At 65.6% G+C, this 26,578-nt stretch carries 20 protein-coding genes; 16 read left to right on the forward strand and 4 right to left on the reverse strand.

The window, feature by feature from the left end; genetic code table 11:
• Position 1: 1 nt before the first annotated feature.
• Positions 2-946 carry a DUF4886 domain-containing protein gene (locus VGU00_RS06555; RefSeq protein ID WP_327466716.1) on the forward strand — a complete coding sequence of 315 codons (945 nt, stop codon included), beginning with the start codon at positions 2-4 and terminating at the stop codon, positions 944-946.
• A gap of 45 nt (positions 947-991) precedes the next feature.
• Positions 992-3,040 carry a transglycosylase domain-containing protein gene (locus VGU00_RS06560; protein ID WP_327466718.1) on the forward strand — a complete coding sequence of 683 codons (2,049 nt, stop codon included), beginning with the start codon at positions 992-994 and terminating at the stop codon, positions 3,038-3,040.
• Positions 3,041-3,049: 9 nt separating this feature from the next.
• Here the strand turns inward: VGU00_RS06560 and VGU00_RS06565 are convergent, their stop codons facing one another.
• The gene (locus tag VGU00_RS06565) at positions 3,050-4,156 is read right to left on the reverse strand and encodes a DNA alkylation repair protein (RefSeq protein WP_327466720.1); all 1,107 of its coding nucleotides are present in this window, start codon (positions 4,154-4,156) and stop codon (positions 3,050-3,052) included.
• Between the two features lie 231 nt (positions 4,157-4,387).
• Here VGU00_RS06565 and VGU00_RS06570 point away from each other — a divergent pair, with 231 nt between their 5' ends.
• From VGU00_RS06570 to VGU00_RS06595, 6 genes are all read left to right on the forward strand, one after another.
• Positions 4,388-6,685, forward strand: coding sequence for a TonB-dependent receptor (locus tag VGU00_RS06570; RefSeq protein ID WP_327466722.1), 2,298 nt, complete (start codon positions 4,388-4,390; stop codon positions 6,683-6,685).
• A gap of 24 nt (positions 6,686-6,709) precedes the next feature.
• Positions 6,710-7,987: an MFS transporter gene (locus VGU00_RS06575; RefSeq protein ID WP_327466724.1), complete on the forward strand. Its 1,278-nt coding sequence runs from the start codon at positions 6,710-6,712 to the stop codon at positions 7,985-7,987.
• Positions 7,984-9,612 (forward strand): carboxylesterase/lipase family protein, encoded by a 1,629-nt coding sequence (locus tag VGU00_RS06580; RefSeq protein WP_327466726.1) that lies wholly within the window; start codon positions 7,984-7,986, stop codon positions 9,610-9,612. Before VGU00_RS06575 ends, VGU00_RS06580 begins: the two co-directional genes overlap by 4 nt.
• The gene (locus tag VGU00_RS06585; RefSeq protein ID WP_327466728.1) at positions 9,609-11,195 is read left to right on the forward strand and encodes an AMP-binding protein; all 1,587 of its coding nucleotides are present in this window, start codon (positions 9,609-9,611) and stop codon (positions 11,193-11,195) included. The genes VGU00_RS06580 and VGU00_RS06585 overlap by 4 nt, the downstream gene beginning before the upstream one ends.
• Positions 11,182-11,934: a TetR/AcrR family transcriptional regulator gene (locus VGU00_RS06590; RefSeq protein ID WP_327466730.1), complete on the forward strand. Its 753-nt coding sequence runs from the start codon at positions 11,182-11,184 to the stop codon at positions 11,932-11,934. The genes VGU00_RS06585 and VGU00_RS06590 overlap by 14 nt, the downstream gene beginning before the upstream one ends.
• Before the next feature lie 76 nt (positions 11,935-12,010).
• Entirely contained in the window at positions 12,011-12,919 is a 909-nt protein-coding gene (locus VGU00_RS06595; protein ID WP_327466732.1) for an SDR family NAD(P)-dependent oxidoreductase, read from the forward strand.
• A gap of 18 nt (positions 12,920-12,937) precedes the next feature.
• On the opposite strand, the gene VGU00_RS06600 is transcribed toward VGU00_RS06595, so the two are convergent.
• The 3 genes from VGU00_RS06600 to VGU00_RS06610 are packed head-to-tail and all read right to left on the reverse strand — an operon-like array spanning position 12,938 to position 18,656.
• Entirely contained in the window at positions 12,938-14,338 is a 1,401-nt protein-coding gene (locus tag VGU00_RS06600) for an efflux transporter outer membrane subunit (RefSeq protein WP_327466734.1), read from the reverse strand.
• Positions 14,331-17,495, reverse strand: coding sequence for an efflux RND transporter permease subunit (locus VGU00_RS06605; RefSeq protein WP_327466736.1), 3,165 nt, complete (start codon positions 17,493-17,495; stop codon positions 14,331-14,333). The genes VGU00_RS06600 and VGU00_RS06605 overlap by 8 nt, the downstream gene beginning before the upstream one ends.
• A gap of 6 nt (positions 17,496-17,501) precedes the next feature.
• Complete coding sequence (locus tag VGU00_RS06610; protein ID WP_327466738.1) at positions 17,502-18,656, reverse strand: efflux RND transporter periplasmic adaptor subunit; 1,155 nt, start codon at positions 18,654-18,656, stop codon at positions 17,502-17,504.
• A 110-nt stretch (positions 18,657-18,766) separates the two neighbouring features.
• Here VGU00_RS06610 and VGU00_RS06615 point away from each other — a divergent pair, with 110 nt between their 5' ends.
• From VGU00_RS06615 to VGU00_RS06650, 8 genes are all read left to right on the forward strand, one after another.
• The gene (locus tag VGU00_RS06615; RefSeq protein WP_327466740.1) at positions 18,767-19,402 is read left to right on the forward strand and encodes a TetR/AcrR family transcriptional regulator; all 636 of its coding nucleotides are present in this window, start codon (positions 18,767-18,769) and stop codon (positions 19,400-19,402) included.
• Positions 19,403-19,488: 86 nt separating this feature from the next.
• A complete protein-coding gene (locus tag VGU00_RS06620) occupies positions 19,489-20,835 on the forward strand; it encodes an MFS transporter (protein ID WP_327466742.1) in 1,347 nt (448 codons plus the stop codon).
• A 159-nt stretch (positions 20,836-20,994) separates the two neighbouring features.
• Complete coding sequence (gene secE, locus VGU00_RS06625; RefSeq protein WP_058802934.1) at positions 20,995-21,192, forward strand: preprotein translocase subunit SecE; 198 nt, start codon at positions 20,995-20,997, stop codon at positions 21,190-21,192.
• Between the two features lie 34 nt (positions 21,193-21,226).
• Entirely contained in the window at positions 21,227-21,763 is a 537-nt protein-coding gene (gene nusG, locus VGU00_RS06630) for a transcription termination/antitermination protein NusG (protein WP_058802935.1), read from the forward strand.
• 48 nt (positions 21,764-21,811) lie between these two features.
• Complete coding sequence (locus VGU00_RS06635) at positions 21,812-22,747, forward strand: acyl-CoA thioesterase II (RefSeq protein WP_327466746.1); 936 nt, start codon at positions 21,812-21,814, stop codon at positions 22,745-22,747.
• Between the two features lie 153 nt (positions 22,748-22,900).
• Complete coding sequence (rplK, locus tag VGU00_RS06640; RefSeq protein WP_120218097.1) at positions 22,901-23,332, forward strand: 50S ribosomal protein L11; 432 nt, start codon at positions 22,901-22,903, stop codon at positions 23,330-23,332.
• Between the two features lie 4 nt (positions 23,333-23,336).
• On the forward strand, positions 23,337-24,035 hold the full coding sequence (gene rplA / locus VGU00_RS06645) for a 50S ribosomal protein L1 (RefSeq protein ID WP_327466751.1): 699 nt from the start codon (positions 23,337-23,339) through the stop codon (positions 24,033-24,035).
• 275 nt (positions 24,036-24,310) lie between these two features.
• On the forward strand, positions 24,311-26,569 hold the full coding sequence (locus VGU00_RS06650; protein ID WP_327466753.1) for a TonB-dependent receptor: 2,259 nt from the start codon (positions 24,311-24,313) through the stop codon (positions 26,567-26,569).
• The last annotated feature ends 9 nt before the right edge of the window (positions 26,570-26,578 follow it).

Genomic DNA, 26,578 nt, shown 5'->3' on the forward strand with positions numbered 1-26,578 from the left:
CATGAAATACGGGCACGGCATCTGGTTATCGATCGGCGCTGCCGCGCTCGCCGTCGCGCCGGTGGCAACGGCAAAGGAACGCGCGCCCGCGCCGACCGCCGCCACCGGCGCGACTCCCTCCGCTCCGCCCGCGAAGGCGCCGCCGAAGACGATCCTCTTTATCGGCAACAGCTTCACGCAGGGCGCGCATTCGGCGGCGCGCAACTGGCGCGCGGGCAGCGTCACCGATCTCAACAAGGCGGGCTATGGCGGCGTGCCTGCGCTGTTCAAGCTGTTCGCCGAGCAGGCGGGGCTCGATTATGACGTCAGCCTCGAGACGCAGGGCGGCAAGTCTCTGGGGTTTCATTACGACGAGCGTCGCCAGCTGTTCGACCGATCGTGGGATATCGTCGTGCTGCAGGAATTCAGCACACTCGATCGCGACAAGCCCGGCGATCCCGCGAAATATCTTCGCGACGTCGCGCGCCTGTCGGCGCTGTTTACGGCGCGCAACCCGGCGGTCGACATCCGGCTCGCGTCGACATGGACGCGCGCCGACCAGACCTATAAATCCGGGGGGCATTGGTATGGCAAGCCGGTGACGACGATGGCCGATGACCTCCGCGCCGCGGCCGACCGCGCACGCGCCGCCACTCCGTCCGTGGCGGGGATCGTGCCGGTCGGCCAGGCCTGGAATCGCGCGATGACGACGGGCGTCGCCGATCCCGATCCCTATGACGGCATCGGCTATGGCCAGCTCGATCTGTGGGCGTACGACCATTATCATGGCAGCGTCGCGGGCTATTATCTCTCGGCGCTCGTGACCTTCGGGGCGATCACCGGCATCGACCCGGCGACGCTGGGTCCAAAGGAAAAGGGCGCCGACGAACTGGGGCTTTCGGACGCGCAGGCGGCAGCACTACAGGCCGTTGCGCGCGACACGCTGGCCGAACAGGCCCGGCGATAAGGGATTTGCTTATGCTGTGTTGGGGCTTTAATACGGCCGCAGCGCATGAAATGGTTCCGTAAACCCTCCAGCCCCGATCCCGCGCCCGCACTCGCGCCGATGCCGGGCGATCCGGTCGCGGAAACGCCCGCGCCCGCCGTTCCCGAAACGCGGGGGCGCAAATGGATGCGCCGGATTTCGCGCGGCTTTGCCGTCTTCGCGATTGTCTTCATCCTGCTCGTCGGGTGGCTCGCGCTGACCGCGCCGCTGTCGAAATCGCTCGAACCGATCGCGCCGCCGCAGATCACGCTGCTCGCGTCGGATGGCACCCCGATCGCGCGGACGGGGGCGATCGTCGATACGCCGGTCAAGGCCAAGGATCTGCCGAAGCATGTCACCGGCGCCTTCCTCGCGATCGAGGACCGGCGCTTCTATACGCATTGGGGCGTCGATCCGCGCAGCATCGCACGCGCGGTGTGGAGCAACGTCACCGGCGGCCGCACGCAGGGCGGCAGCACGATCACGCAGCAGCTCGCGAAATTCACCTTCCTGACGCCGAAGCGCACGCTGGGGCGAAAGGCGCGCGAGGCGTTGATCGCTTTCTGGCTCGAAGCGTGGCTCAGCAAGGACGAGATCCTCGAACGCTATCTGTCGAACGCCTATTTCGGCGACAACACCTACGGCCTGCGCGCCGCTTCGCTTCATTATTTCTATCGCCAGCCCGAAAAGCTGACCCCGGCGCAGGCGGCGATGCTCGCGGGGCTGGTGCAGGCGCCGTCGCGGCTGGCGCCGACGAAGAATCCCGGCCTCGCCGAAAAGCGGATGAAGCTGGTGGTCAATGCGATGGTCGACACCGGCTATCTGACCGAAAAAGAAGCGAGGGCGATCCGTACCCCGCGCATCGACGTGCGCACGCGCAACACGTTGCCAACCGGCACCTATTTCGCCGACTGGGCGCTGCCCGAAGCGCGCAAGCTTAGCGACGTCGGCTATTCGCGCCAGACGATCACGACGACGCTCGACGCGCGGTTGCAGGGGATCGCGCGGCGCGTGACCGGACGCGCGGGGCTGGGCAAGGCGCAGGTCGCGCTCGTCGCAATGCGCCCGAACGGCGAGGTCGTCGCGATGATCGGCGGCAAGGATTATGCCGCGTCGCCCTTCAACCGCGCGACGCAGGCAAAGCGCCAGCCGGGCTCGACATTCAAATTGTTCGTCTATCTGGCGGCGCTCCGGGACGGCTGGGAGCCTGACGATGTGATCAGCAACGAAGCGATCGAAACGGGAGCGTATCAGCCCAAGAATTCGGGCGGGTCTTATTCGAAGACGATCACGCTCGAGGATGCGTTCGCGACGTCGAGCAATGTCGCCGCAGTGCGCCTGCTGCGCGAGGTGGGCGACGACAAGGTGATCGACATGGCGCGCGACCTTGGCGTCACCGCGCCGATGGCCAAGGGCGATCCCAGCCTTGCGCTCGGGACATCGAGCATGACGCTGATGGAACTCACCGCCGCCTATGCCGCGGTCGCCGCGAACAGCTACCCGGTCGAACCGCGCGCGTTCAAGGGCGAGGAGCGGGGCTGGTTCGAAAATCTGATCTCGGGGCCGAGCCGTTTCGGGTCGGGCGAGCATGCAGATATCGAGCAGATGCTGCGCGCCGCGGTCAATCGCGGCACGGGTCGCGCCGCGCGCCTCCCGCAGGCGAATTTCGGCAAGACGGGCACGAGCCAGGACAATCGCGACGCGCTGTTCGTCGGCTATGCCAACGGCCTCGTCGTCGGCGTCTGGATCGGCAACGACGACAATACGCCGCTGCAGGGCATCTCGGGCGGCGGGCTGCCGGCGCGCATCTGGCGTGATTTCATGGCCGAGGCATCGGGCAGGAAAGCGGCGCCGCGGCCGAAACCCGCCGATCCCGCCGGTCCCGTCGAGCCGCTCGACATCCCCGATATCGGCGACATCCCGGTGGGCGACCGAACGCGCATCGGGATCGAGGGCGGCGATGCGGTGATTTCGACCGAGATCAACGGTAGCCGGATCGACCTGCGCCTGCCGATCCAGGATCGAAGTACGCCGCCGCCCACGGCACCCGAGCCGCAGCCGCCACCCGGCAATTAGCGGGGCGCCTCAGCCGGGCAGGATATCGAATGCGCTCTCGGCCATCGTCCGTCCGTTGACGATCAGTTCGACGCGGTGCCGGCCCGGATGATGCCGCCGCGTGCTGAAATCGCGGATCGTCTGCGAGATGGCGAGCGTCGCCGTGTCGCGGGCGGCGAGGTCGAAAGTCCTGAGTTTGAATACCTTGGGCGCGGTCTTGCCCCCGGCGCGAGCGTAGTGGATGCGATAGTCGACCACCAATCGCTGATCCCCCGGCGCGTCCGAGGCCAGTTCGGCGGTGATCGCGATCCGGTCGCCGAGGCGTACGGCCTGCGGTTCGACGACAAAGTGGCGTAGCGTGACCGCCGCATCCTGTCCGACGCCGATCAGCGCCAGCGCGCGCGGTTCGCCTTGCTTGATCAGCGTGCGAAGCGCGTGGCGGATAATCCAAGCGGTGCGCGGATCGTCCTGTGGCCAGCGTGCGAGGCGATCGAGCAGCCAGTCGGCGCGGTCCTTCGCGATATCGTTTAAATGGTTCGCGACCGATTTGCGGACATAGAGGCTGGGGTCTGCCTTCAGCGTATCGAGGATCGGCGCCGCGAGCGTCGGGTCGGCCTTCAGCGCCGGGACGCGCGCGGCCCACGGCAGCCTTGGCCGCGCGCCTTCGCTGGCGAGCCGCCGGACATGTTCGTTGTCGCTGCCGGTCCACTCCGTCATCACCGCGAGCGCGCGGGGCGTGTCCGCCGCAAGGAAGGGACGGATGGCAAATTCGGCGGTGCCGAAACGCGTGAGATCGGCCAGCGCCTCCATCGACCGGTCGAAATCCTGCAGGCCCCGGCGGGCGACATATTCGGTGACGGCCATCGCCTGAAAGCTGTGGGTCAGTTGCGGTGCCATCGCGCGGACGATGTCGACGCCGGTCGCATAATCGCCGGGCAGCGCGTCATGCAGCGCGTCGGCGATATGGCGTACGCGTTCCATGATCGACAGCGCGTCGAGGCCGCTGGACGCGGCGGTCAGGAAGGCGGCGCGGTCGAATCGTCGCGATGCGGCCGTGCCGGCAGCGGCGATCGTTTCGAGCGCTGCCGGACCGAGAATATTCTTGAGCAGGGCGGGGGATGCGGCGTCGGTCGACATGGCGGGACTTGTCCGGATTGCGATTCGATGTGGCCGTGCGGCGTAGCCGACCGGCGTTGCAAGCCGGGATATAGCCGCGCCGGACCCTCTATCAATAGCCGTCCGTCTGGCCCATCTTTCGGCGCGATTATTTCATTCACACTCGTGAGAGTGAATATTGACTCCACGGATAGCGCGAGGCATAGATGCGGCATGCCGACGTTCGAGCGGCGATGAATGGGAGAGGGCAAGATGAGGGCAAAGCTGTTTGCATCCGTGTGCGCGGGCGCGCTTTTCGCAATCCCGGCCGGTGCCGCCGCGCAGGACGCGGCCGAAGCGCCGCCGCAGGCCGACGCGCAGGAATCGCACGATATCATCGTCACCGCGACCCGCCGCGAAGAGCGCATCCAGGACGTTCCCATCAGCATCTCGGCCTTTTCGCAGGAAGAGCTGACCGACAAGGGCATCGTCGGTTACGAAGGAATCGGGCGCGAAACGCCGGGCGTCGTGCTCAACAAACCGACCGCCAATTTCAACAACTTCACCGCGCGCGGCATCGCGACCAACGGCTATAACGCCAATCTGCAAAGCTCGGTCGCCATCTATATCGACGAGCTTCCCGTTTCGACGATCGGCAACACCACCGTCGTCGACCCCAATTTGTTCGACGTCGAACGCGTCGAATTCCTCCGCGGGCCACAGGGCACGCTGTTCGGATCGGGCTCGCTGTCGGGCGCGATGCGCATCCTGCAGAAGAGCCCCGACCTCAACGATTTCGACACTGCGGCGCTCGTCGATTTCGGGCTGACCGGATCGGACAGTTTCCGCCAGCGTTACAACGCCATGGTCAATGTCCCGCTGGTCGAGGACAAGCTCGCGCTGCGCGTCGTCGGCTTCTACCGCGACGAGGAAGGCTATCTCGACAATGTCGGGACGGGCGTGAAGAATTCGAACACGCTGATCGATTACGGCGGCCGTGCGACCCTGCTGTGGCGCCCGACCGACCGCCTGTCGATCAAGCTGCTCGGCAGCTATGAATATAGCAACCCCAAGGACAGCTCGCTGACCAGCCCGTCGCTCGGCCGCAACAAGCGTATCTCGGACGAGCCCGATCGCTTTACCGGCAAGCAGTTCATCGCCAATGCCACGATCGATTATGAGTTCGATTTTGCGAAGCTCACCAGTTCGTCGACCTATTCGGATTTCGACCAGCGCTTTTACGTCGATCTTGCCGGCACCTTCCCGCCGGGGTCGTTCGCGGGTGCGCCGATCGCCTTCGGGCTCGACGCCGATGCGTATGACAAGGTGTTCGTGCAGGAAACGCGGCTCGCCTCGACGCTGGGCGGCCCGTTCCAGTTCGTGATCGGCGGCTTCTATCTCGACCGCCGCCGCGACGTCGATTATCTCTATCGTTCGAACCCGGCCTTTCTCGCCGCGCGGAACATGACGGGTCTTCCCGACAAATATTTCCAGAAGCTCTACACCCACTCGCTCAGCAAGGAACTCGCGGGTTTCGGCGAGCTGACCTATCGCTTTTCGGACAAATTCTGGCTGACCGGCGGGATGCGCTACGGCGAGACCTCGGCGCAGGCGTTTACCGAGGCGGGCGGCTATCTCGCGACGGCGTTCGGCTTCAACTATTATGACTATGCGCTGCTCGGGCTGCCGGTAAATTTCACCACTTTCACGCCTTATGTCGCGGCCGAAGGCGTGAAGGCCAAGGGCTCGAAGCCATCGTGGAAGGCGAGTGCGACCTTCAAGCCAAGTGACGCGCTGACGACCTATGCGACCTTCTCGACCGGCTTCCGTGCGCCGATCGTCAACGCGCGTGCAGGCGCGCCGAGCCTGGTCGACGATAACGACATCATCATCCCCTATGGTGCGACGTCGGACAATCTCAAAAGCTATGAAGTCGGCGCCAAGGCGCGCTGGCTCGACGGCCGCGTATCGATGAATGTCGCCTTCTATCTGATCGACTGGAAAAACATCCAGGCGCAGGCGAACCGCCAGTCGGACTCGGTGCAGTTCGCGACGAACATCGGCGCCGCGCGCAGCAAGGGTTTCGAGTTCGAAATCGGTATCATTCCCGCGACCGGCTGGGCGATCGGCTTCAACGGGGCCTACAATGACGCCAAGATCACCAAATTGTCGGCGGAGGAAGCCGCGATTTCGGGGGCGGTGCTCGGCCATCGCCTGTCGGCGCCGCGCATTCAGGGCTCGGCCTATATCGCCTACAGCTTCAACCTCGCGAGCGACGTCGAGGCGACGCTGGCCGCCAATGCGCAGCATATCGGCGCGTATAACAGCAGCTTCCCGAACACTCCGGGACGGCCCAACGTGCCGCTCTCGACCTTTGGCAAGACCGATGCCTATAGCAACGTCAACCTGAGCTTCGGATTGAAGAAGGGCGATATGTCGGCGCAATTCTATGTCGAAAATCTCTTCGACGATCATTCGATCACCTACATCCATCCCGAAGCCTTCCTCGTGAGCCGCTTCGGGACGATGCGCCCGCGGACCTTCGGTGTCCGCCTCGGTTACAGCCTCTAAGTCATGGCGACCGGCGTCACGTCCGTGCCCGCTACGAAACCGGCCGCCCGGCCGGGCTTCGTGCTGGGGATGCTCTGCTTCGTCTATGTACTGAACTTCCTCGACCGGCAGCTGCTGTCGATCCTCGCCAAGCCGATCCAGGACGCGCTCCAGATCAGCGACGGGCAGCTCGGGCTGATCAGCGGGCTCTATTTCGCGATGTTCTATTGCTTCATCGCGATCCCGGTCGGCTGGTTCGCCGACCGGACGAGCCGCGTCGGCGTGCTGTCGCTCGCCTGCGCCATATGGAGCGGCGCGACGGTCGCGTGCGGCATGGCGGCGAATTACACGCAGCTCGCGATCGCGCGTATGGTCGTGGGCTTCGGCGAGGCGGGGGGCGTGCCGCCGTCCTACGCGATCATCACCGACACCTATCCGCCGGGCAAGCGCGCGGCGGCGCTCGGCATCTTCAATTTGGGGCCCGCCATCGGCGCGGCGGCGGGCGTCGCCTTCGGCGCGGCGATTGCCGAGAGTTTCGGCTGGCGCATCCCCTTCATCGCCGTCGGTGTGATCGGCGTCGTCACCGCGCTGCTCGTCTGGCTGACGGTGCGCGAACCGGCGCGCGGCGCTACCGACGTGGCGGGCCCGGCTTCGGACGACAAGGCGGCCTTCTGGCCGACGGTGCGCATGTTCCTGTCGCATCCCATATTGATGCTCGCGGCGCTCGGCAGCGGCGCAACGCAGTTCGTCACCTACGGCCTCGGCAATTTCGCGGTCCTGTTCCTGATGCGCGAAAAGGGCATGGAACTCGGCGACGTCGCGATCTGGTACGCGCTTGTCCTGCTCATCGGCATGGGCGGCGGCATGATTGTGTCGGGCCGCGTGATCGACCGCATGGTGCGCAAATCGCGCGCCGGCTATGCGATTGCCCCGGCGCTGTCGCTGGTCGTCGCGATGCCCTTCTATGTCGCGTTCGTCTGGGCGCCCGGATGGCCGCTCGCGCTCGCGCTGCTCGCCGTCGTGATGGTCTTCAACTATTTCTACCTCTCGGCCTCGGTCGCGCTGGTGCAAGAGGAAGTGAAGCCGGGGCAGCGCGTGCTCGCGGGGGCGTTGCTGCTGCTCATCATGAATTTCATCGGGCTGGGGCTGGGGCCGACGTGGGTCGGCTTTGCGAGCGACTGGTTCAAGGCGCAGGGCGATCCGCACGGGCTGCAGACGGCGCTGTATACGCTGACGCCCTTTTATCTGATCGCAATCGGGCTGTTCCTTTGGCTCGCCCGGCTGCTGCGCCGGCAGGATGTCCGACAGGAGGTACAGGCATGAAGATGTTGCGCGCTGCGCTGGCGACGACCGGATTGCTAATGGCGATGCCGGCCGTCGCGGCGAACCCGGTGATCGAGGCCCCCGCCGGCACGGTTGAGGGTAAGACCGTCGGCAAGGTCGATGTGTTCAAGGGCATTCCCTTTGCCCAGCCGCCGGTCGGGTCGCTGCGTTGGAAAGCGCCGCAGCCGCTGCCCGTCTGGGCGGGCGTGCGCAAGGCGCAGGCTTTCGGTGCGGCCTGTATCCAGCCGCGCCCGACCGCGATCGGTATCTACACCAACCCGCCCGTGAAGATGTCGGAAGACTGCCTGACGCTCAATATCTGGGCCCCGGCGAAGGCGAAAGGCGCTCCGGTGATCGTGTGGATCCACGGCGGCGCGCTGCTCAGCGGCTATAGCCATGAAGCGATGTATGATGGTGCGAAGCTTGCCGGCCGCGGCGCGATTGTCGTCTCGATCAACTACCGGCTCGGCGCGCTCGGCTATCTGGCGCACCCGGCGCTCAGCGCAGAAACGCCCGACGGCGTGTCGGGCAATTACGGGCTGCTCGACCAGATCGCGGCGCTCGAATGGGTGAAGGCGAACATCGGTGCGTTCGGCGGCGATGCCGGCAATGTCACCATCGCGGGCGAATCCGCCGGCGCACTCAGCGTCATGTATCTGATGACCGCACCCCGGGCGCGCGGCCTGTTCCACAAGGCGATCGCGCAAAGCGCCTATATGATCTCGACGCCGTCGCTCAAGGAAGCGCGCCACGGCGAAATTCCCGCCGAGGCAATGGGCGCGAAGGTCGCCGCCGCAGTTGGCGCCGCCGACCTTGCAGCGCTGCGCGCGATGGATGCCGGTGTCTTGACCGACAATGCGCTGAAGGCGGGCTATTTCCCGTGGGGGACGATCGACGGGAAAATCCTGCCGCGCCAGATCGCGGACAGTTTCGACCGCGGCGAACAGGCGCCGGTGCCGATGATCGCGGGCTTCAACATTGGCGAGATCCGTTCGCTGCGCATCCTTGCGCCGCCGCCGCCCGCGAATGCCGCGGCCTATGAGGCGATCATCCGCGCGCGGTACGGCGATCTCGCCGATGCCTGGCTGAAGCTCTATCCGGCGAGGGACCTCGGCGAGGCGATGCTCGCGGGCGCGCGCGACGCGATGTATGGCTGGACGTCCGAACGGCTCGCCATCCGGCAGACGGCGCTCGGCCAGCCCGCCTATCTCTATCTGTTCGACCATGGCTATCCCGCCGCGAGCGAGGCGGGCCTGCACGGCTTCCACGCGGCCGAAATCCCGTTTGTCTTCGGGACCGCCGCCGACACGCCGCCCTATTGGCCCAAAATCCCCGACAGCGTGGGCGAGCGCCGCCTTGCGACCGCGATGGGCGATTATTGGGTTTCCTTCGCGCGCACCGGCAAGCCCGAGGCGGCGGGGCAGGCGGCATGGCGCGCCTATGGCACGGACGCCGCCTTCATGGCCTTTGCCGACATTCCGCGCAGCGGCGCCCGGCTGATGCCCGGCATGTTCGCGCTGCACGAGGCAGCGACATGCCGCCGCCGCGCGGCGGGCAACCAGCCGTGGAACTGGAACACTGGCATCGTCTCCCCCGTCCTGACCAAGAGCGCAGATTGTCCATGATCGACGGCAGCATCCAGGATTTCCCGCTCACGCTGAACAAATTCCTCGACCATGCGGCGCGCTGGCACGGGGATGCCGAGGTCGTGACGGCGCGCGAGGACGGTAGTATCGCGCGGATCGACTATGCGGGACTGCGGACGCGCAGCCTCGCGATCTCGTCGCTGCTCGCGGGATATGGCATCGGACGGGGCGACCGGGTGGCGACGCTGGCCTGGAACAGCCAGGCGCATGTCGAATGCTGGTACGCCGTCATGGGCATGGGCGCGGTGTGCCACACGCTCAATCCGCGGCTGACCGGGGCGCAGCTCGCATCGATGGCGGTTCAGTCGAGCGCCAGGATATTGGTGGCGAGCGCCGACTTGTTGCCGCTCGCGCGGCTGGTCGCCGAGCGCGCGCCGGCGATCGAACGGGTGCTGGTGATCGACGGCGCGGCGGAGGACTGGCCGGCGAGCGCGCCGCCGTTGGCGGAAATCGAAGCGTTGATCGCCTATGCACCGGGCGATGCGGTGTGGGGCGATTTCGCCGAGACGTCGCCGGCGGGCCTCTGCTTCACATCGGGGACCACCGGGGCGCCGAAGGGCGTGACCTACACGCATCGCGGCAGTTTCCTGCACACGCTCCGCGCGTTGCAGGCCGACGTCATGGCCTTGACCGCGCGCGATGCCGTGCTGGCGGTCGTGCCGATGTTTCATGCCAATGCGTGGGGGCTGCCGTTCGCGCTGCCCGCGGTCGGCGGCAAGCTGGTGCTGCCCGGGCGCCACGCCGATGGCGCGAGCCTCGCGCGGTTGATCGCCGCCGAGCGCGTGACGGTGGGGGTCGGGGTGCCGACGGTCTGGCTGGGCGTGGCCGATCAAGTCGAGCGGACGGGCGAGGCGCTTCCCTCGCTCGAACGGATCATCGTCGGCGGCGCGCCGATGGCGCCCGCGCTGATGGAGCGGATCGAACGATTGCTGGGCGTCACGGTGCAGACGAGCTGGGGCATGACCGAGCTGTCGCCGCTGGGTACGATCGCGCCGCCCGCCGATCCGCATCGGTCGGCGGCAGTGTCGGGGCGTCCCGCGATCGGCGTCGACCTCCAGCTCACCGACGCCGACGGCACGCCGCTCGCCGAACAGCGCGGCGGCGAGGGCCATTTGCACGTTCGCGGATCGGCGGTGGTCGATCGCTATTTCGGGCAGGACGAGCGCGCGACCGACGGCGACGGCTGGTTCGCGACGGGCGACCTCGCGCGCATCGATGTCAAGGGCAATCTGATCATCACCGGCCGTGCCAAGGACCTGATCAAATCGGGCGGCGAATGGATCAACCCTGCCGAGATCGAGGCCGTTGTCGGCGCGCTGCCGGCGGTCTCGCTTGCGGCGGTGATCGGCCGCGAGGACGCCAAATGGGGCGAGCGGCCGGTGCTGCTGGTCGAACTGCGCGCGGGCGAGGATGTCGGCGATGCCGACCTGCTCGCGCCGCTCAAGGGGCGCGTCGCCCCCTGGTGGATTCCCGATGCGGTGGTCCGGCTCGACGCCATGCCGCTGGCGCCGACCGGAAAAATCGATAAGATTCGGCTGCGGAACGAATATGGCGCGAGTTGAACCGGGGCGGGGCGCCGCCGGCCCGCTCGCTGAAGAACAGGGATTGAAGGCCGATATCGTGACAGACCAGGCGAAAACGCGTCGGCGATCGACCAAGGCCGAACAGCGCGCCGAAACGATGGAGCAAATCCTCGACGAGGCCGAGCTGCTCTTTTCGCGGCACGGGCTGCACGGCGTGACGCTCAAGGATGTCGCAAAGCGCGTCGGCGTCCATCACACGCTGCTCAACTATTATTTCGAGGACAAGAAGAAGCTGTTCGACGCCGTCTTTGCGCGCCGCGCGGTGGTGACGAGCACGAAGCGGATGCAGGCGCTCGACGAATATGATCGCGCGAGCGGCGGCAAGCCGACGATCGAGGGCGCGCTCCATGCCTTCCTCGATACCGACCTCGATCTCTATATCCATGGCGGCGAGGGCTGGAAAAATTACGGCGCGCTGGGCGCGCAGGTCGCCAATACCCCCGAATGGGGCGCCGAGCTGATGGACAGCCATTTCGATCCGGTGGTTCTGCGCCTGATCGGGCTTCTGAAAAAGGCGATGCCCGATTGTGCCGAAGAGGACATCTTCTGGGGTTATCATTTCGTCACCGGCGCGCTGATGGTCACGCTGGCGCGCACCGGGCGCATCGACAAGCTGTCGGGCGGCGTGTGCAAGTCCGAAGATTTCGAAGCGATCAAGGCGCGCATGGCCTCGTTCATGGCCGCGGGATTCGTGCAAATCTGCAACAGCAAGGCTTAGGCGGCGGGACGGCAGCGTTCTTCCGTCTTTCGCTTGTTCACAATATTAACTCATAAGAGAGTGAATGGAGATCGATATGGGAAATGAGACATTGCCGCTGCGGGGCCGGGTTGCCGTCGTCACGGGTGCGGGCGGCGGACTGGGCCGCGCCCATGCGCTCTATCTCGCAAGCCGGGGGGCGCGCGTCGTCGTGAACGACCTTGCATTGCCCGCCGCCGAACAGGTCGCAGCGGAGATCGTCGGGCAGGGAGGCGAGGCGTTGGCGATCGCGGCATCGGTGACCGATGAAGCGGCGGTGGCCGCGATGGTCCGCGATACGCAGGGTGCGTGGGGCCGGATCGACATCCTCGTCAACAACGCCGGCATCCTTCGCGACAAGAGCTTCGCGAAGATGAGCATCGACGATTTCCGGCTCGTCGTCGACGTCCACCTGATGGGCGCCGCCATCTGCTGCAAGGCGGTGTGGGATGCGATGCGCGCGCAGCAATATGGCCGCATCGTCATGACGACCTCCTCGTCGGGGCTGTGGGGCAATTTCGGGCAGGCCAATTATGGCGCCGCCAAGATGGCGCTCGTCGGCCTGATGCAGACGCTGGCGATCGAGGGCGAGAAATACGGGATTCGCGTCAACAGCCTTGCGCCCACGGCGGCGACGCAGATGACGCATGGCGTGCTGTCGGACGCCAGCCTCGAACGGCTCGATCCGGCGCTCGTCAGCCCCGGCCTGCTCGCGCTCGTCGGCGACGATGCGCCGACGCGCGCGATCCTCTGCGCGGGGGCGGGGCATTTCGCGACCGCCGATGTCACGCTGTCCGAAGGGCGCTATGTCGGTCCCGCTGCCGATGCGGGCGAACAGCTCGCCAGGCATTGGGGCGAGGTTTCCGACCGCGATGGCGCGATCGTCCCGGCTTACGGCTTCACGCAGGCCGAGCGCGAACTGGCGAACGCCGGATCGGCGCTGCCCGCGATGGCGGTGGCGCGCTGAACCGGCCGGGCGCCGCGGTCAGCGGCGCTCGACCAGCCCGCCGCCGAGCGCGACATAGAGCGTCACCAGATTGTCGACCTGCGCGCGGCGCAATTCGATCAGCGTCTGTTCGGATGCGAACAGGTTGCGTTCGGCATCGAGCACTTCGAGATAGGTCGAAACGCCCTCGCGGTACCGCTTGCGCGCGAGGTCGGCGATGCGCCGCGTCGCGAGCGTGCCGCGTTCCTGCGCCTCGACCTGTTCGGCAAGGTAGCGGCGGCCGGCAAGCGCGTCGGCGACTTCGCGGAAGGCGCCTTGCACGGCGCGTTCATAGGTTGCCACTGCGATATTCTCGCGCGCCTCGGCGACAGTCAGATTGCCCTTGTTGCGACCGAAGTCGAAAATCGGCAGGCGGATCGACGGGCCGAAGCTCCAGCCGAAACCATCGTTGCTGAACAGATTGTCGAGCGAGCCCGAGGCGAAGCCAAGGTTGCCGGTCAGCGAGATCGACGGGAAGAAGGCGGCGCGTGCGGCGCCGACATTGGCGCGCGCCGCGCGCAGCCGCTCTTCGGCCGCGAGGATGTCGGGCCGCGCGACGAGCAGGTCGGACGGCAGGCCCGCGGTCAGCGTCGGCGATTGCCCCTGCGCGACGAGCGGCAGCGGCGCGGGCAGGGGGCCTGCGACCGGGCCGCCGGTCAGCACGGCGAGGAAATTGTCGGCCTGCGCCTTGGCCAGCTTCAGGCTGGCAAGCTGCGTCTCGGCCTGCGTCAGCAGCGTTTCCGACTGGCGATAGTCGAGCGCCGAGGTGACGCCCGCATCGAGGCGGCGCTTCGCGATGCGCAGCCCTTCCTTGCGGCTCGTCACCGTCGCTTCGGCGAGCGCGATCTGTTCGTCGGCGCCGCGCGAGGCGAAATAGGTCGAGGCGACGTCGCGGACGAGCGCGAGGCGAAAGGCGCGTTCGGCCTGTTCGGTCGCGAGATACTGGCTGCGCGCCGCTTCGGACAGATTCTTGACCCGGCCCCAGAAATCGAGCTCGAACGACGTCACGCCCACCCCGACCGAATAGCGGTTGGTCGTGTCGGTTCCCGGACCGGTCAGCGACGGGCCGCGCGTCCGCGTCGCGTCGGCGCTCGCGCCCACGGTCGGCAGCCGGTCGGCATCCTGGATCCGGTAGAGGCCGCGTGCTTCCTCGATCTGCGCAATGGCGACGGCCAGGTCGCGATTGCGTTCGATCGCCTGCGCGATCAACACCTCGAGCTGCGGGTCGGCGAAGAAATCCTGCCAGGACACCTCGGTCGCCCGCTGCCCCAGCGTCACGTCGCCGGCAAATTCGGCCGGATAGGCGGGGGCGGTCGAGAGCGGCGGACGCTCGTGCTTCGGCGCCATGTTGACGCAACCGGCGAGCGTCGTCGCCGCGAGCAGCGCGATCAGGTTACGCATGGCCGGGTTCCTCATGATGACCTTTCTCGGCAGGGGCAGGGGGCCGCTTGCGGCTGAGCCATTTGCGTACCGACAGATAGAAAAGCGGGATGAAGAAGATGCCGAGCAAGGTTGCTGCGATCATCCCGCCCATCACGCCCGAACCGACCGCGATGCGGCTGGCGGCGCCGGCGCCGCTCGCGATGACGAGCGGGACCATGCCGAGGATGAAGGCAAGGCTGGTCATTATGATCGGACGAAGGCGCAGCTTCACCGCTTCCATCACCGCGTCGAACGTCGACTTGCCCTCGGCTTCCTGTTCGATCGCGAATTCGACGATTAGGATCGCATTCTTCGCGGCAAGCCCGATGATCGTGATCAGGCCGACGTTGAAATAGATATCCGCCGACAATCCGCGTAGCATCGAGAAGAGCACCGCGCCGAGCACGCCGAGCGGCACGACGAGGAGGACGGCGACGGGCACCGACCAGCTTTCGTAAAGCGCCGCGAGCAGCAGGAAGACCACGACGAGCGACAGGCCGAGCAGCATGCCGATCTGGCCCGCCGACTGTTTTTCCTCATAGGAAATGCCGGTCCACTCGTAGGAGAAGCCTGCAGGCAGCTGCGACGCGAGCCGTTCCATCTCGGCCATCGCCTCGCCGGTCGACTGGCCCGGCGCAGGTTCGCCCGAGATCGTCATCGCGGGATAGCCGTTATAGCGCTGGAGCTGGGGTGCTTCCGCCGACCATTCGGCCTTGCTGAACGATCCGAAGGGCACCATGTCGCCGTTCGCACTGCGCACGCGCAGTTCGAGCACGTCCTGCGGCGTCATCCGGCTCGCGGCATCGGCCTGGAGCAGCACGCGCAGCACGCGGCCCTCGCGGGTGAAGTCGTTCGCATAGGCGCTGCCGAAGCTGATCGCGAGCGTCGCATTGACGTCGCCGATCGACAGGCCGAGCGCGCGCGCCTGGATGCGGTCGATATCGACCTTCAGCACCGGCGCATCTTCCTGTCCTTCGGGGCGGACATTGGCGAGCAGCTTGCTCTGCATCGCGCCGCCGAGCATCTGGTTGCGCGCCGCGACCAGCGCCTCGCGGCTGTTGCCGCCGCGATCCTGCAGCTTGAAGGTAAAGCCGCTCGACGTGCCGAGCTCGGGGATCGACGGCGGGCTCAATGAGAAGGCGAAGGCCTCCTTGATGCCCATGAAGGTGCCCATCGCCTTGCCTGCGATCGCGTCGGCGCTGTCGCCTTCGCCCTTGCGTTCGTCCCAGGGTTTGAGCGGCGTGAACATGATCGCGTTCGCCTGGCCCTGACCGAAGAAGCTGAACCCGTTCACCAGCACGATGTTGGCGACTTGCGGCTGTTCGGCGAAGAAGGCCTTGGCCTGCTTCGTCGCTTCGCCGGTGCGCTGCGTCGTGGCGCCGGGCGGCGCCTGGATCACCGTGATCAGATAGCCCTGGTCTTCCTGCGGGAGGAAGGAGCCGGGCAGGCGGGTAAAGAGCAATGCGGTGACCGCGACCATCGCGAGGAAGATGCCGAGCCAGCGCAGCGGCGCAGAAAGGATCTTGCCGACGCTGCCCTGATAACGATCGGTCGTGCGGCCGAACCAGTCGTTGAAGCGGCCGAAGAAGCGGTCGAAGAAAGCGCCGATACGGCCCTTGCGTTCGCTATTGTCATGCGGCTTGAGCAGCGTCGCGCAGAGCGCGGGCGTCAGCGTGAGCGCGAGCAGCGCCGAGAAGGCGATCGAGATCGCGAGCGTCATCGAGAATTGGCGATAGATGCCGCCCGTCGATCCCGGGAAGAAGGCCATCGGGATAAACACCGCGATCAGCACCAGCGTGATGCCGATGATCGCCGAGGTGATCTGGCCCATCGCCTTCACCGTCGCGTCATAGGGCGACAGATGCTCCTCGTTCATGATGCGCTCGACATTCTCGATCACGACGATCGCGTCGTCGACGAGGATGCCGATCGCGAGCACCATGCCGAACAGCGTCAGCACGTTGATCGAGAAACCCGCCATCCAGAGGCCGAGGCACGCGCCTGCCAGCGCGATCGGCACGACGACGGTCGGGATCACGGTCGCGCGCCAGTTCTGGAGGAACAGGAACATGACGAGGAAGACGAGCACCATCGCCTCGGCGAGCGTCTTCACCACCTCTTCGATCGACAGGCTGATGAAGGGCGTGGTGTCGTAGGGGATCGACCAGGTGATGTCGGGCGGGAAGCCCTTCGACAGCTCGTCCATCCGCGAACGGATGCCTTCGGCGGTCGCCAGCGCGTTGGCGCCGGGCGTCAGCTGGACCGCGAGGCCCGCCATCGGCTTGCCGTTGAGTTCGGACGAGAAGAGATAGCTGGCTGCGCCGAGTTCGACGCGCCCGACGTCGCCCAGCGTCACCGCCGACCCGTCGGGGTTGGCGCGCAGGATGATGCTTTCGAACTGTTCGGGCTTGGTGAAGCGGCCCTGCGTCGTGATCACGGCGTTGAGCTGTGCGCCCTTGGCGATCGGCTGGTCGCCGAGCTGGCCGCCCGGGGTCTGGCTGTTCTGTTCCTGAACCGCGCCCAGCGCCTCGGCCGGCGACAGATTGTGCGACGCGAGCTTTTGCGGGTCGAGCCAGATGCGCATCGCATATTCGGGCGCAAAGGCCTGGACGTTGCCGACGCCGTTCACGCGCCGGAGCTCGTCGAGCACGCGCGTGTTCGCGAAATTGTTGACCTCCATCGGGTCGGTGTTGCCGCTCTTCGAGGTGATCGCGACGATCAGCAGGAAGCCCGAATTGGCTTCGGTGACCGAAATCCCCTGGCGACGGACGTCCTCGGGCAGGCGCTGTTCGACGCGGCGGAGGCGGTTCTGCACCTCCATCTGGGCATTGTCGATGTCGGTCCCGGCCTCGAAGGTCAGGTTGATCGACGCGGTGCCGTTCGATTCGCTGGTCGAGGCCATGTAGAGGAAACCCTCGACCCCGTTCAGTTCCTGCTCGATGACCTGCGTGACATTCTGCTCGAGCGTCTTGGCGTCGGCGCCCGGATAGGTGACGCCGATCGTCAGCGACGGCGGTGCGACCGACGGATATTGCTCCACGGGAAGCCCGCGCAGCGCGATGATCCCGGCAAGCAGGATGCCGATGGCGATGACCCAGGAGAAAATGGGCCGGTCGATGAAGAAACGGGGGGTCATGTCAGGTCAGCGCTTCGCCGCGGGGGTCGATGCGGTGCCCTTGGGCTGCGCGACGCGTACCGGCTGCCCCGGCTGCACCTTTTGCAGCCCGTCGACGATCACGCGGTCGCCGGGCTTCAGACCGTCGAGGATCGCCCATTGGCCGGCGACCATCGTGCCCAGCTTCACCGGACGCGGGGTCGCGACATTCTTGGCGTCGAGGACCATGACGCTTGCGTTGTCGGCGGCCAGCTTGACCGCGCGCTGCGGGATCAGCACGCCGTCGGCGCGGTTGCCGGCAAAGATGCGGGCGCGGACGAACTGGCCGGGCAGCAGCACCGATCCGGGGTTCGGGAATTCGGCGCGCAGCGCCGCGGTGCCCGTCGCCTCGTCGATCGACAGGTCGAAGAAATCGAGATGGCCGGCGATCGGATAGGCAGTGCCGTCCTCGAGGATCAGCTGGACCTCGACACGTTCGAGCTGGGGCGAACTCACCTTGCCCGTCTCCATATCGCGGCGGGTTGCGAGCAGGTCCGAACTCGACTGGCCGAAATTGACGTAAACGCGGTCGATCTGTTCGATCGTCGTGAGCAAGGTGCCCTGGCCGGCGCTGACCAGCGCACCTTCGGTGACTTCGGCGCGGCGCGCGCGGCCCGAAATCGGCGCGATGACCGACGCATAGCCAAGATTGAGGCGCGCCGTTTCCAGATTGGCCTGTGCCGCCTGCACATCGGCCTCGGCCGTGCGCTGCGCGGCGACGGCGGCGTCATATTCCTGTTTGCCGATCGCCTGGTCGGCGAGCAGCGGCTGGTAGCGCCCGACGACCTGCCGCGCGTTGGCGGCAGTGGCCTGCGCACGGGCCAGCTGCGCTCGCGCGCCGTTGGCGGTGGCGATCAATTCGCGCGGATCGATCCGGAACAGCGCGGTCCCGGCGCGGACGAAGCTGCCTTCGTCGAACAGGCGGCGTTCGACGATGCCGTTGACGCGCGCGCGCACTTCCGACGTCCGATAGGCCTGCACGCGGCCGGGCAGTTCGATAACGTTCGGCACCGCCTGCGTGCGGACCGTGACGATATTGACCTCGGGCGGTGGCGGTGCGGGCGGGGCTTCCGACGAGCAGGAAGCCAGCAACAGGACCAGCGCGGCGCCGGCGGCGCTGCCAAGAGGACGAAAGCGACTCATAAGGACCCCTGAAAAATCGCAGTTGTGCGGGAGTTGTATATACGCAAAAGCTTGCGCTGAGGCGCCGTGTAATTTAAATTACAGAAAAGAGCAAGCGAGAGGAACTGCAATTGGTCACGCCGGAATCGGATTTATGTCAAATAGATAGGCTGTCGCCGCGCGAACGGCGGCAAAGCGCGATCCTCGACGCGGCAGAGTCGCTGTTCCTCGAACAGGGTTATGAACGCACCAGCCTCGCCGAGATCGTCAAGCGTTCGGGGGGCTCGCTCGCGACGCTCTATGAATTGTTCGGTAACAAGCAGGGGCTGCTTCGCGCGATCGCGACCCGCTGGTGCGACGAGGCCATGCTCCGGTCGCTCGACGACGACGCCGTGCAGGGACTGTCCGGTGTCGAGATACTGAGGCGATACGCGCACCGGCAGAGCGAACTCATGGAATCGCCGCACGCCGTCGGCCTGATGCGCATGCTGATATCCGAAAGTTTGCGCGACCATGAATTCGCCATGCAGATCTATCTCGACCTTCATGTGCCTGCGCTGGAAGAGTTGATCGAATTGTTTGCGGAATGGGCCGCGACGGGCAGGGCGGAGATCGACCGCCCGGACGCCGCCGCGCGCCTGTTTTTCGATATCGTCGTCGGCGATTCGATGTTGAACACACTGATGGGGATCGAGACCGAATGGCTGGATTCTGAACAGATCGACTGGCGGCTCCAGCCTTTCCTTTCGCATTTCAAGATACGCTGAGGCGGCGCATCCACGCCGATCGTGACTGTTGACATGATTGTAAATAGCTGAAAGCGTAGGGCTTCCTGTTTTGGGAGCCTCGCAGCTTGGCCAGTACCTCTCTTCCTTCGGCCACGCCTGCCGACGATATGTCGGCCTTGCGCCCCGGGACGGTGGCCGCCTACGCGGCGACGGCGGGGCCGACGGTCATTCTCGGCTTGCCGTTCAGCGTCTACCTGCCGCCCTATATAGCGGAAGGTGGCGCGATTTCGGTTGCGCTGGTGGGGCTGCTCTTCTCGCTCACGACGATATGGGACGGGGTCGTCGATCCGTTGATCGGCACGATGGTCGACCGCGTACGAACAGGGCAGGGCGCACACCGGCGCTGGATGCTCACGGCGCTGGTTCCGTTGTCGCTGCTGCTGTTCGCGCTGGTGACGGTCGGCGACCAGCTTCCGTTTGCGGCACTCTTTCTGATGATGGTGCTCTTCTATTCGAGCTACAGCCTCTACGAGGTTGCGCAGCTGTCATGGGGTTCGGCGCTCGTGCGGTCCCCCGCGGACAGTGCGCTTCTTTATGGCATGCGCGACTGGTTCGCTAAGATTGCGCTTATCCTGGCCTTTGCGGCGCCGGCGGCGGCGCAATTGCTGGTTCCGGGGATCAGCCTGCAGGGCCGGATCATGGCCTATGCCAGCCTGTTCCTGCTGATGGTGCCCATCGCGCTGTTCGCGATCCGCCGCGTCCCGCCGCGCGCGGTCGTCGCCGAACCGGGCGTCGGCTGGCGGCATGAAATTCGCGTGTCGCTGTCGTTCCCGCCGCTGATGCTGCTGCTCGGCGTCCAGTTCCTCAACAGCTTCGCCTTCGGTTCGCTGACCTCGCTGTTCGTCTTCTTCGCCGCGGCGGTGCTCGATCTCGACGGGCAGAGCGCCGTGCTGCTCTTCGCCAGCTTCATTGGAGGGGCGCTGGCTTCGCCCGTCTGGACCCTGCTGGCCCGCCGCTATGGCAAGCCGCCGATGATGATGGCGATGGGGCTATTGATCTCCAGCCTGCTCGTTACGACCCTGTTCCAGGAGCCGGAAGGGATCGGGCAGGCGGTCGGCTTTTCGCTGACGCTCGGCACCGGCTTCGTCGGGCTGCTCTTCACCTACTCGATGCTCGCCGACCTGATTCCGCGCGATGCGGAGCGTTGCGGTCGCGGCCGCTCGGCCTTTCTCTTCGCACTGCTCAATCTCATGCAGAAGTTCGGCGTGGCTGCCGCGATCGCGGTCAGCTACGCCGCGCTGGATCTCGTCGGTTTCGATCCGCAAAACGGGAAGGCGGCCGCGCGCGAACTGCACCTGCTCTTCGCGCTCCTTCCGACGGCGAGCTGGATCGCGATGGTCGGCCTGCTGCTCCTGATGCAGCGCGAAATCGGTCGGACGGCCGCTCTTGCAATCGCCGCGCCGCGCAAGTAAAGGCCGCTTTCATTCGGACAGATGCGCCGTTTTCCTTCCGCCCTTCGCCGACATGCTCGGGAAGGGTGGGCGGACTATTGCCCGAAACGCGCTTGACGCGTGGGGGACGGCAACCCATCTGGCCCGGATTGCAGACGCTATAAGGACAGGACGATCGATATGGCGAAGACCAGCCCCGGGCAGTTCATCAATCAGGTGAAGGACGAAGCCCGCAAGATCGTGTGGCCCACCAGCCGCGAAACGGTGCAGACGACGATCATGGTGCTGATCATGACGACGATCCTTTCGCTGTTCTTCTTTGGCGTCGACACGGTTTTCAACGCGATCGTCAGCTGGCTGACGTCGCTCGCGCGCTAACGCCCGCGGCACTACGAACAGGATACGGATACACATGGCGCGCTGGTACATCATTCACGCCTATTCGGGTTTCGAGAACAAGGTTCGCGATTCGGTTCTCGCCGAAGCCGAGCGCATGGGCCTGACCGATTTCGTCGAAGCCGTCGAAGTGCCGGTCGAGACCGTCACCGAGGTGAAGCGCGGCAAGAAGGTGCAGGCCGAACGCAAGTTCTTCCCCGGCTATGTGCTCGCCAAGCTGACGATGACCGACGATGTCTATCACCTCGTCAAGAACACCCCGAAGGTCACCGGCTTCCTGGGATCGATGGGCAAGCCGCAGGCGATCAGCGAAGCCGAGGCCGCGCGTATCCTGAACAGCAAGGAAGAGGCCGCGGCGCGTCCGAAGACCGAAATCCGCGTCGACTACGAAATCGGCGATCAGGTCAAGGTGCTCGACGGTCCCTTCGCCAGCTTCAACGGGCTGGTCGAGGAACTCGATTTCGAAAAGGCGCGCGTCAAGGTGTCGGTGTCGATCTTCGGTCGCGCCACCCCGGTCGAGCTCGACTTCGAACAGGTCGAACGCTTCAAATAACATCGCGCCGCGCCTTGGCTGGCGCGGCCCAGCCAACGGATCGAACCTATGAGCCTCACTCCCGAAGAGATGCAGGCTCGCCTCGATCGCGTGCGCGAGATTCAGGCCAGCTTTTCGCCGGAGAAGGTCGTGCGCGGGGTGACCCGGCTGTTCGACCTGACCCCGGCCGAAGAACCCGACGAATTCACCTTCCCGGCGTTCGACAAGCCGACCCGCCAGCGCATCTTCGGCGGGCAGGTGATCGCGCAGGCGCTGATGGCGGCCGCGCGGACCGTCGAGCCCGGCAAGACGGCACATTCGCTCCACGCCTATTTCCTGCGCGGGGGCGACGAGGCGAAGCCGCTCCATTTCCGTGTCCACCGCGATTTCGACGGGCGCAGCTTCGCGAACCGCCGCGTCGTCGTGCGTCAGGACGGCAAGGTGATCTTCAACCTCACCGCCTCGTTCCACGCGCCCGAGCCCGGCGCGGCGCATCAGGCGCCGATGCCCGACGTGCTGCCGCCCGAGGAATGCGCCGAACTCGTCGAAAACCTGGCAGCCGATCCGAATGTCAGCGATGCGCAGCTCGAACGGATGGCGCGGCTGCGGCCGTTCGAGACGCGCAATTTTAGGCCGTCCTCGACCGAGCGCGGCACGACCCATTATCAATGGTACCGGCTCGCGGCGCCGATCGGCGACGATCCGCTGCTCCACCGCGCCTTCCTCGCTTATGTGTCGGACATGGGGCTTTTGTCCTCGTCGCTGCTCCCGCACGGCTTCACATGGTCGACGCCGGGGCTTTTCTCGACCAGCCTCGACCATGCGATGTGGTTCCACGACGACATTCGCGTCGATGACTGGTTCGTCTATGTGATGGACAGCGACTGGACGGGCGGCAGCCGCGGGATCAACCGCGGGCTGATCTATCGCCGCGACGGGACACTCATCGCTTCGGCGATGCAGGAAGGGCTGCTGCGCATCACGCCGCCCGCGCCCGACGCATAAGGCTTGTTTTTGGCGGCGTTTGCGCTTATGCGCGCCGCTTCGCGTCAGATACGGGCGTGATTCCGCGCGGGAGGAAGGGGTGATGCCCTTCTGTTCGACCGCTTATTTTGAGCCCCGGATACGTCCGGGGCGACAGAAAGAAAGGAGGCCATCATGGCCAAGAAGATCAGCGGCTACATCAAGCTGCAGGTGCCCGCCGGCACCGCCAACCCCTCGCCGCCGCTCGGGCCGGCGCTCGGTCAGCGCGGTGTGAACATCATGGAATTCTGCAAGGCGTTCAACGCCGCGACCGACGGCATGGAAAAGGGCACGCCGACCCCGACCATCATCACCGTCTTCGCCGACAAGAGCTTCTCGTTCGTCACCAAGACCCCGCCCGCGACCTACCTCATCAAGAAGGCCGCGAACCTCAAGTCGGGATCGAAGGAACCCGGCAAGATCAGCGGTGGCAAGATCGCGCGTTCGAAGCTGACCGAAATCGCCGAGATCAAGATGAAGGATCTCAACGCGAACGACCTCGAACAGGCAACGAAGATCATCGAAGGCAGCGCCCGCTCGATGGGCCTCGAAGTGACGGAGGGCTGACCCCATGGCAAAGCTGACCAAGAAGCAGAAGGCCCTCGAGGGCAAGGTTGATGCGCTGAAGCTGCACACCATCGACGAAGCGCTGAAGACCGTTCGCGAGCTGGCCTCGGCCAAGTTCGACGAAACGCTCGAAATCGCGATGAACCTCGGCGTCGATCCGCGCCACGCCGACCAGATGGTCCGCGGCGTCGTGACGCTGCCTGCCGGCACCGGCAAGGACGTCAAGGTTGCCGTGTTCGCGCGCGGCGACAATGCCGAAAAGGCGCTGGCCGCCGGCGCCGACAAGGTCGGTGCCGAAGACCTGATGGAAGACATGCTCGCGGGCAACCTCGACTATGGCCGCGTCATCGCGACGCCGGACATGATGGGCATCGTCGGCCGCCTCGGCAAGACGCTGGGTCCGAAGGGCCTGATGCCGAACCCGAAGCTGGGCACCGTGACCCCGAACGTCGCCGAAGCCGTGAAAGCCGCCAAGGGTGGTCAGATCGAATTCCGCGTCGAAAAGGTCGGCATCATCCACGCCGGCCTCGGCAAGCTGTCGTTTGGCGAAGAAAAACTCCGCCAGAACTTCGACGCCTTCGTCGACGCGATCGTCAAGGCCAAGCCGGCGGGCGCAAAGGGCAAGTACGTCCGCAAGATCGCGCTGTCGTCGTCGATGGGCCCGGGCGTGAAGGTCGACACGGCCGACGTGACCGGCGCCTGATAGGCACCGCAACGATTTAGCGAAGGGCCGGGGGAAACTCCGGCCCTTTTCTTATGGGCAACGTGGGGGGCTGTCCTCTCGTGAGCTCCGGCGAACGCCGGGACCCAAGGCAGAAAGGCCAGACGCCCCACCCCAAAAGTGAAGCAAAAACGCAACACTGCTGACATGAACGTCAGCGGCCGGCGCTTCGGCAATTGATTGCGGGCGCCGGGAAAGCCAAAGAGCCCTTGGTTTTTCTACTCTCCCATCGTCAACTCTGTTTCAGGAAGCTCGCCATGCGCCATTTTCCTTCCGCTATTGCTATAAGCGTCGTCCTTGCCGCCGGAAGCTGGGTCGCCCCCGCTGCTGCGCAAGAAACCCCCGCTGCCGAAGAAGGCGGCCTTGGCGACATCGTCGTCACCGCGCAGCGCCGCGAAGAAAGCCTGCAGGATGTGCCCGTCGCCGTTTCGGTCCTCTCGGGGAATACGCTCGACGCGATCACCTCGACCGGCTCGGACGTCCGCGTCCTCGCGGGCCGCGTCCCCAGCCTGAACATCGAAAGCTCGTTCGGCCGCACCTTCCCGCGCTTCTATATCCGCGGCCTCGGCAACACCGACTTCGACCTCAACGCTTCGCAGCCGGTCAGCCTCGTCTATGACGATGTCGTCCTCGAAAACCCGATCCTCAAGGGTTTCCCGATCTTTGACCTCGACCGTGTCGAAGTCCTTCGCGGGCCGCAGGGCACGCTGTTTGGCCGCAACACGCCGGCGGGCATCGTCAAGTTCGACACCGTCAAGCCCGGCAAGACCGACGGCTATGCGCGCGCCAGCTATGGCCGCTACGGCACGACGCAGGTCGAAGTTGCGGCAGGCGCTGCCGACGACAACGGCTTCTCGGTCCGCCTGTCGACGTTGTTCCAGCACCGCGACAATTGGGTCGACAATGTCGCCACGACGAAAAAGAACGACCTCGGCGGCTATGACGACATCGCCGCGCGCCTCCAGCTCCAATATGAAAACGGCCCCTTCACCGGTCGCGTGACTGGGCAGGTCCGCATCTATGACGGCTCGGCGATCATCTTCCGCGCCAATACGCAGCTTCCGGGCAGCAACAAACTCGTCGGCCTCGGCGGCGCGGGCACCGAATTCAAGCGCGACGAGGTCTATCAGGACGGGCTCAATTTCCAGAAGCTCAACACCTATAATGTCGGGCTCAACCTCGAATATGACTTCGGTCCGGTGACCGCTTACTCGATCACCTCCTATTGGAACGGCAATTTCCGCAGTCGCGGCGACATCGATGGCGGTTTCGGCGCGGTCTTCCTGCCGGTGTCGGGTCCGGGGCTGATCCCGTTCCAGGCGCAGAGCCAGGACAATGTCCCGAGCCTCGACCAGTTCACGCAGGAGTTCCGCATCGCGTCGAACAACAATGGCGGGCTCGGCTATCAGTTCGGCGCCTTCTATTTCGACGAAAAGCTCGATATTTCGAGCTTCGAGTTCGGCGGCCCCACCGACGCCACGCCGTCGGCGATCGCGATCCAGCGGCAGGACAGCGAAGCTTACGGCATCTTCGGTTCGGTCAATTATGAATTCGACAACGGCTTCAAGCTGCAGGCCGGTGCGCGCTACAACCATGACACGCGCGACTTCGTCGCCTCGCGTCCGGTCGAGACGCGCCCGATCTTCGTCGTGAATCCGAACACGCCGGTTCCGCCGCAGGCCGCCAAGGTCAAGGGCAAGCTGCTGACGTGGGACGCGAGCGCGACCTATGAGGCATCGGATGCGCTCACCCTCTACGCCCGGGTCGCGCGTGGCTATCGCGCGCCCTCGGTGCAGGGCCGCCTGACCTTCTCGCGCGTCATCTCGACCGCCGATCAGGAAGAGACGATGTCCTATGAAGCGGGCATCAAGACCAACTTCCTCGACAACCGCGTCCGCTTTAACCTGACGGGCTATTTCTTCGACACCAAGGATCTGCAGCTGACCGCGGTCGGCGGCACATCGAACGTCGCGAGCCTGCTCAACGTCGATGCCAAAGGCCATGGTATCGAAGCCGAGCTGCAGGCGGCACCTGCCAAGGGCCTGACCTTCTCGGTCGGCGGCGCGTGGAACATCGCAAAGATCGACGATGCCAACGCCTTCGTCGCGGGCTGTGGCTCGGCGACGCCGTGCACCGTGCTCGACCCGCCGCGCGCCGGCAGCCCGGGCATCTTCTCGATCGACGGCAACCAGCTGCCGCAGTCGCCGAAATGGACGGTCAACTGGACCGCGGGCTATGAAGTCCCCGTCGGCAATGGCGCGCTCTACGCCTTCACCGACTGGTACTACCGCTCGAAGATCCAGTTCTTCCTCTATCGCTCGGTCGAGTTTTCGGATGACAAGCTGCTCGAGGGTGGCGTTCGCGTCGGCTACAAGACCGACCGCTTCGACATCGCGGGCTTCGTGCGCAATATCACGGGCGATGAATCTCCGACCGGCGGCATCGATTTCAACAACCTGACCAGCTACGTCAACGAACCCCGTATTTACGGGATCGAGGCGGGCTTCAAATTCTGATCCTGGCGC

The sequence above is a fragment of the Sphingopyxis sp. genome (assembly GCF_035944815.1).
GTDB lineage: Bacteria > Pseudomonadota > Alphaproteobacteria > Sphingomonadales > Sphingomonadaceae > Sphingopyxis.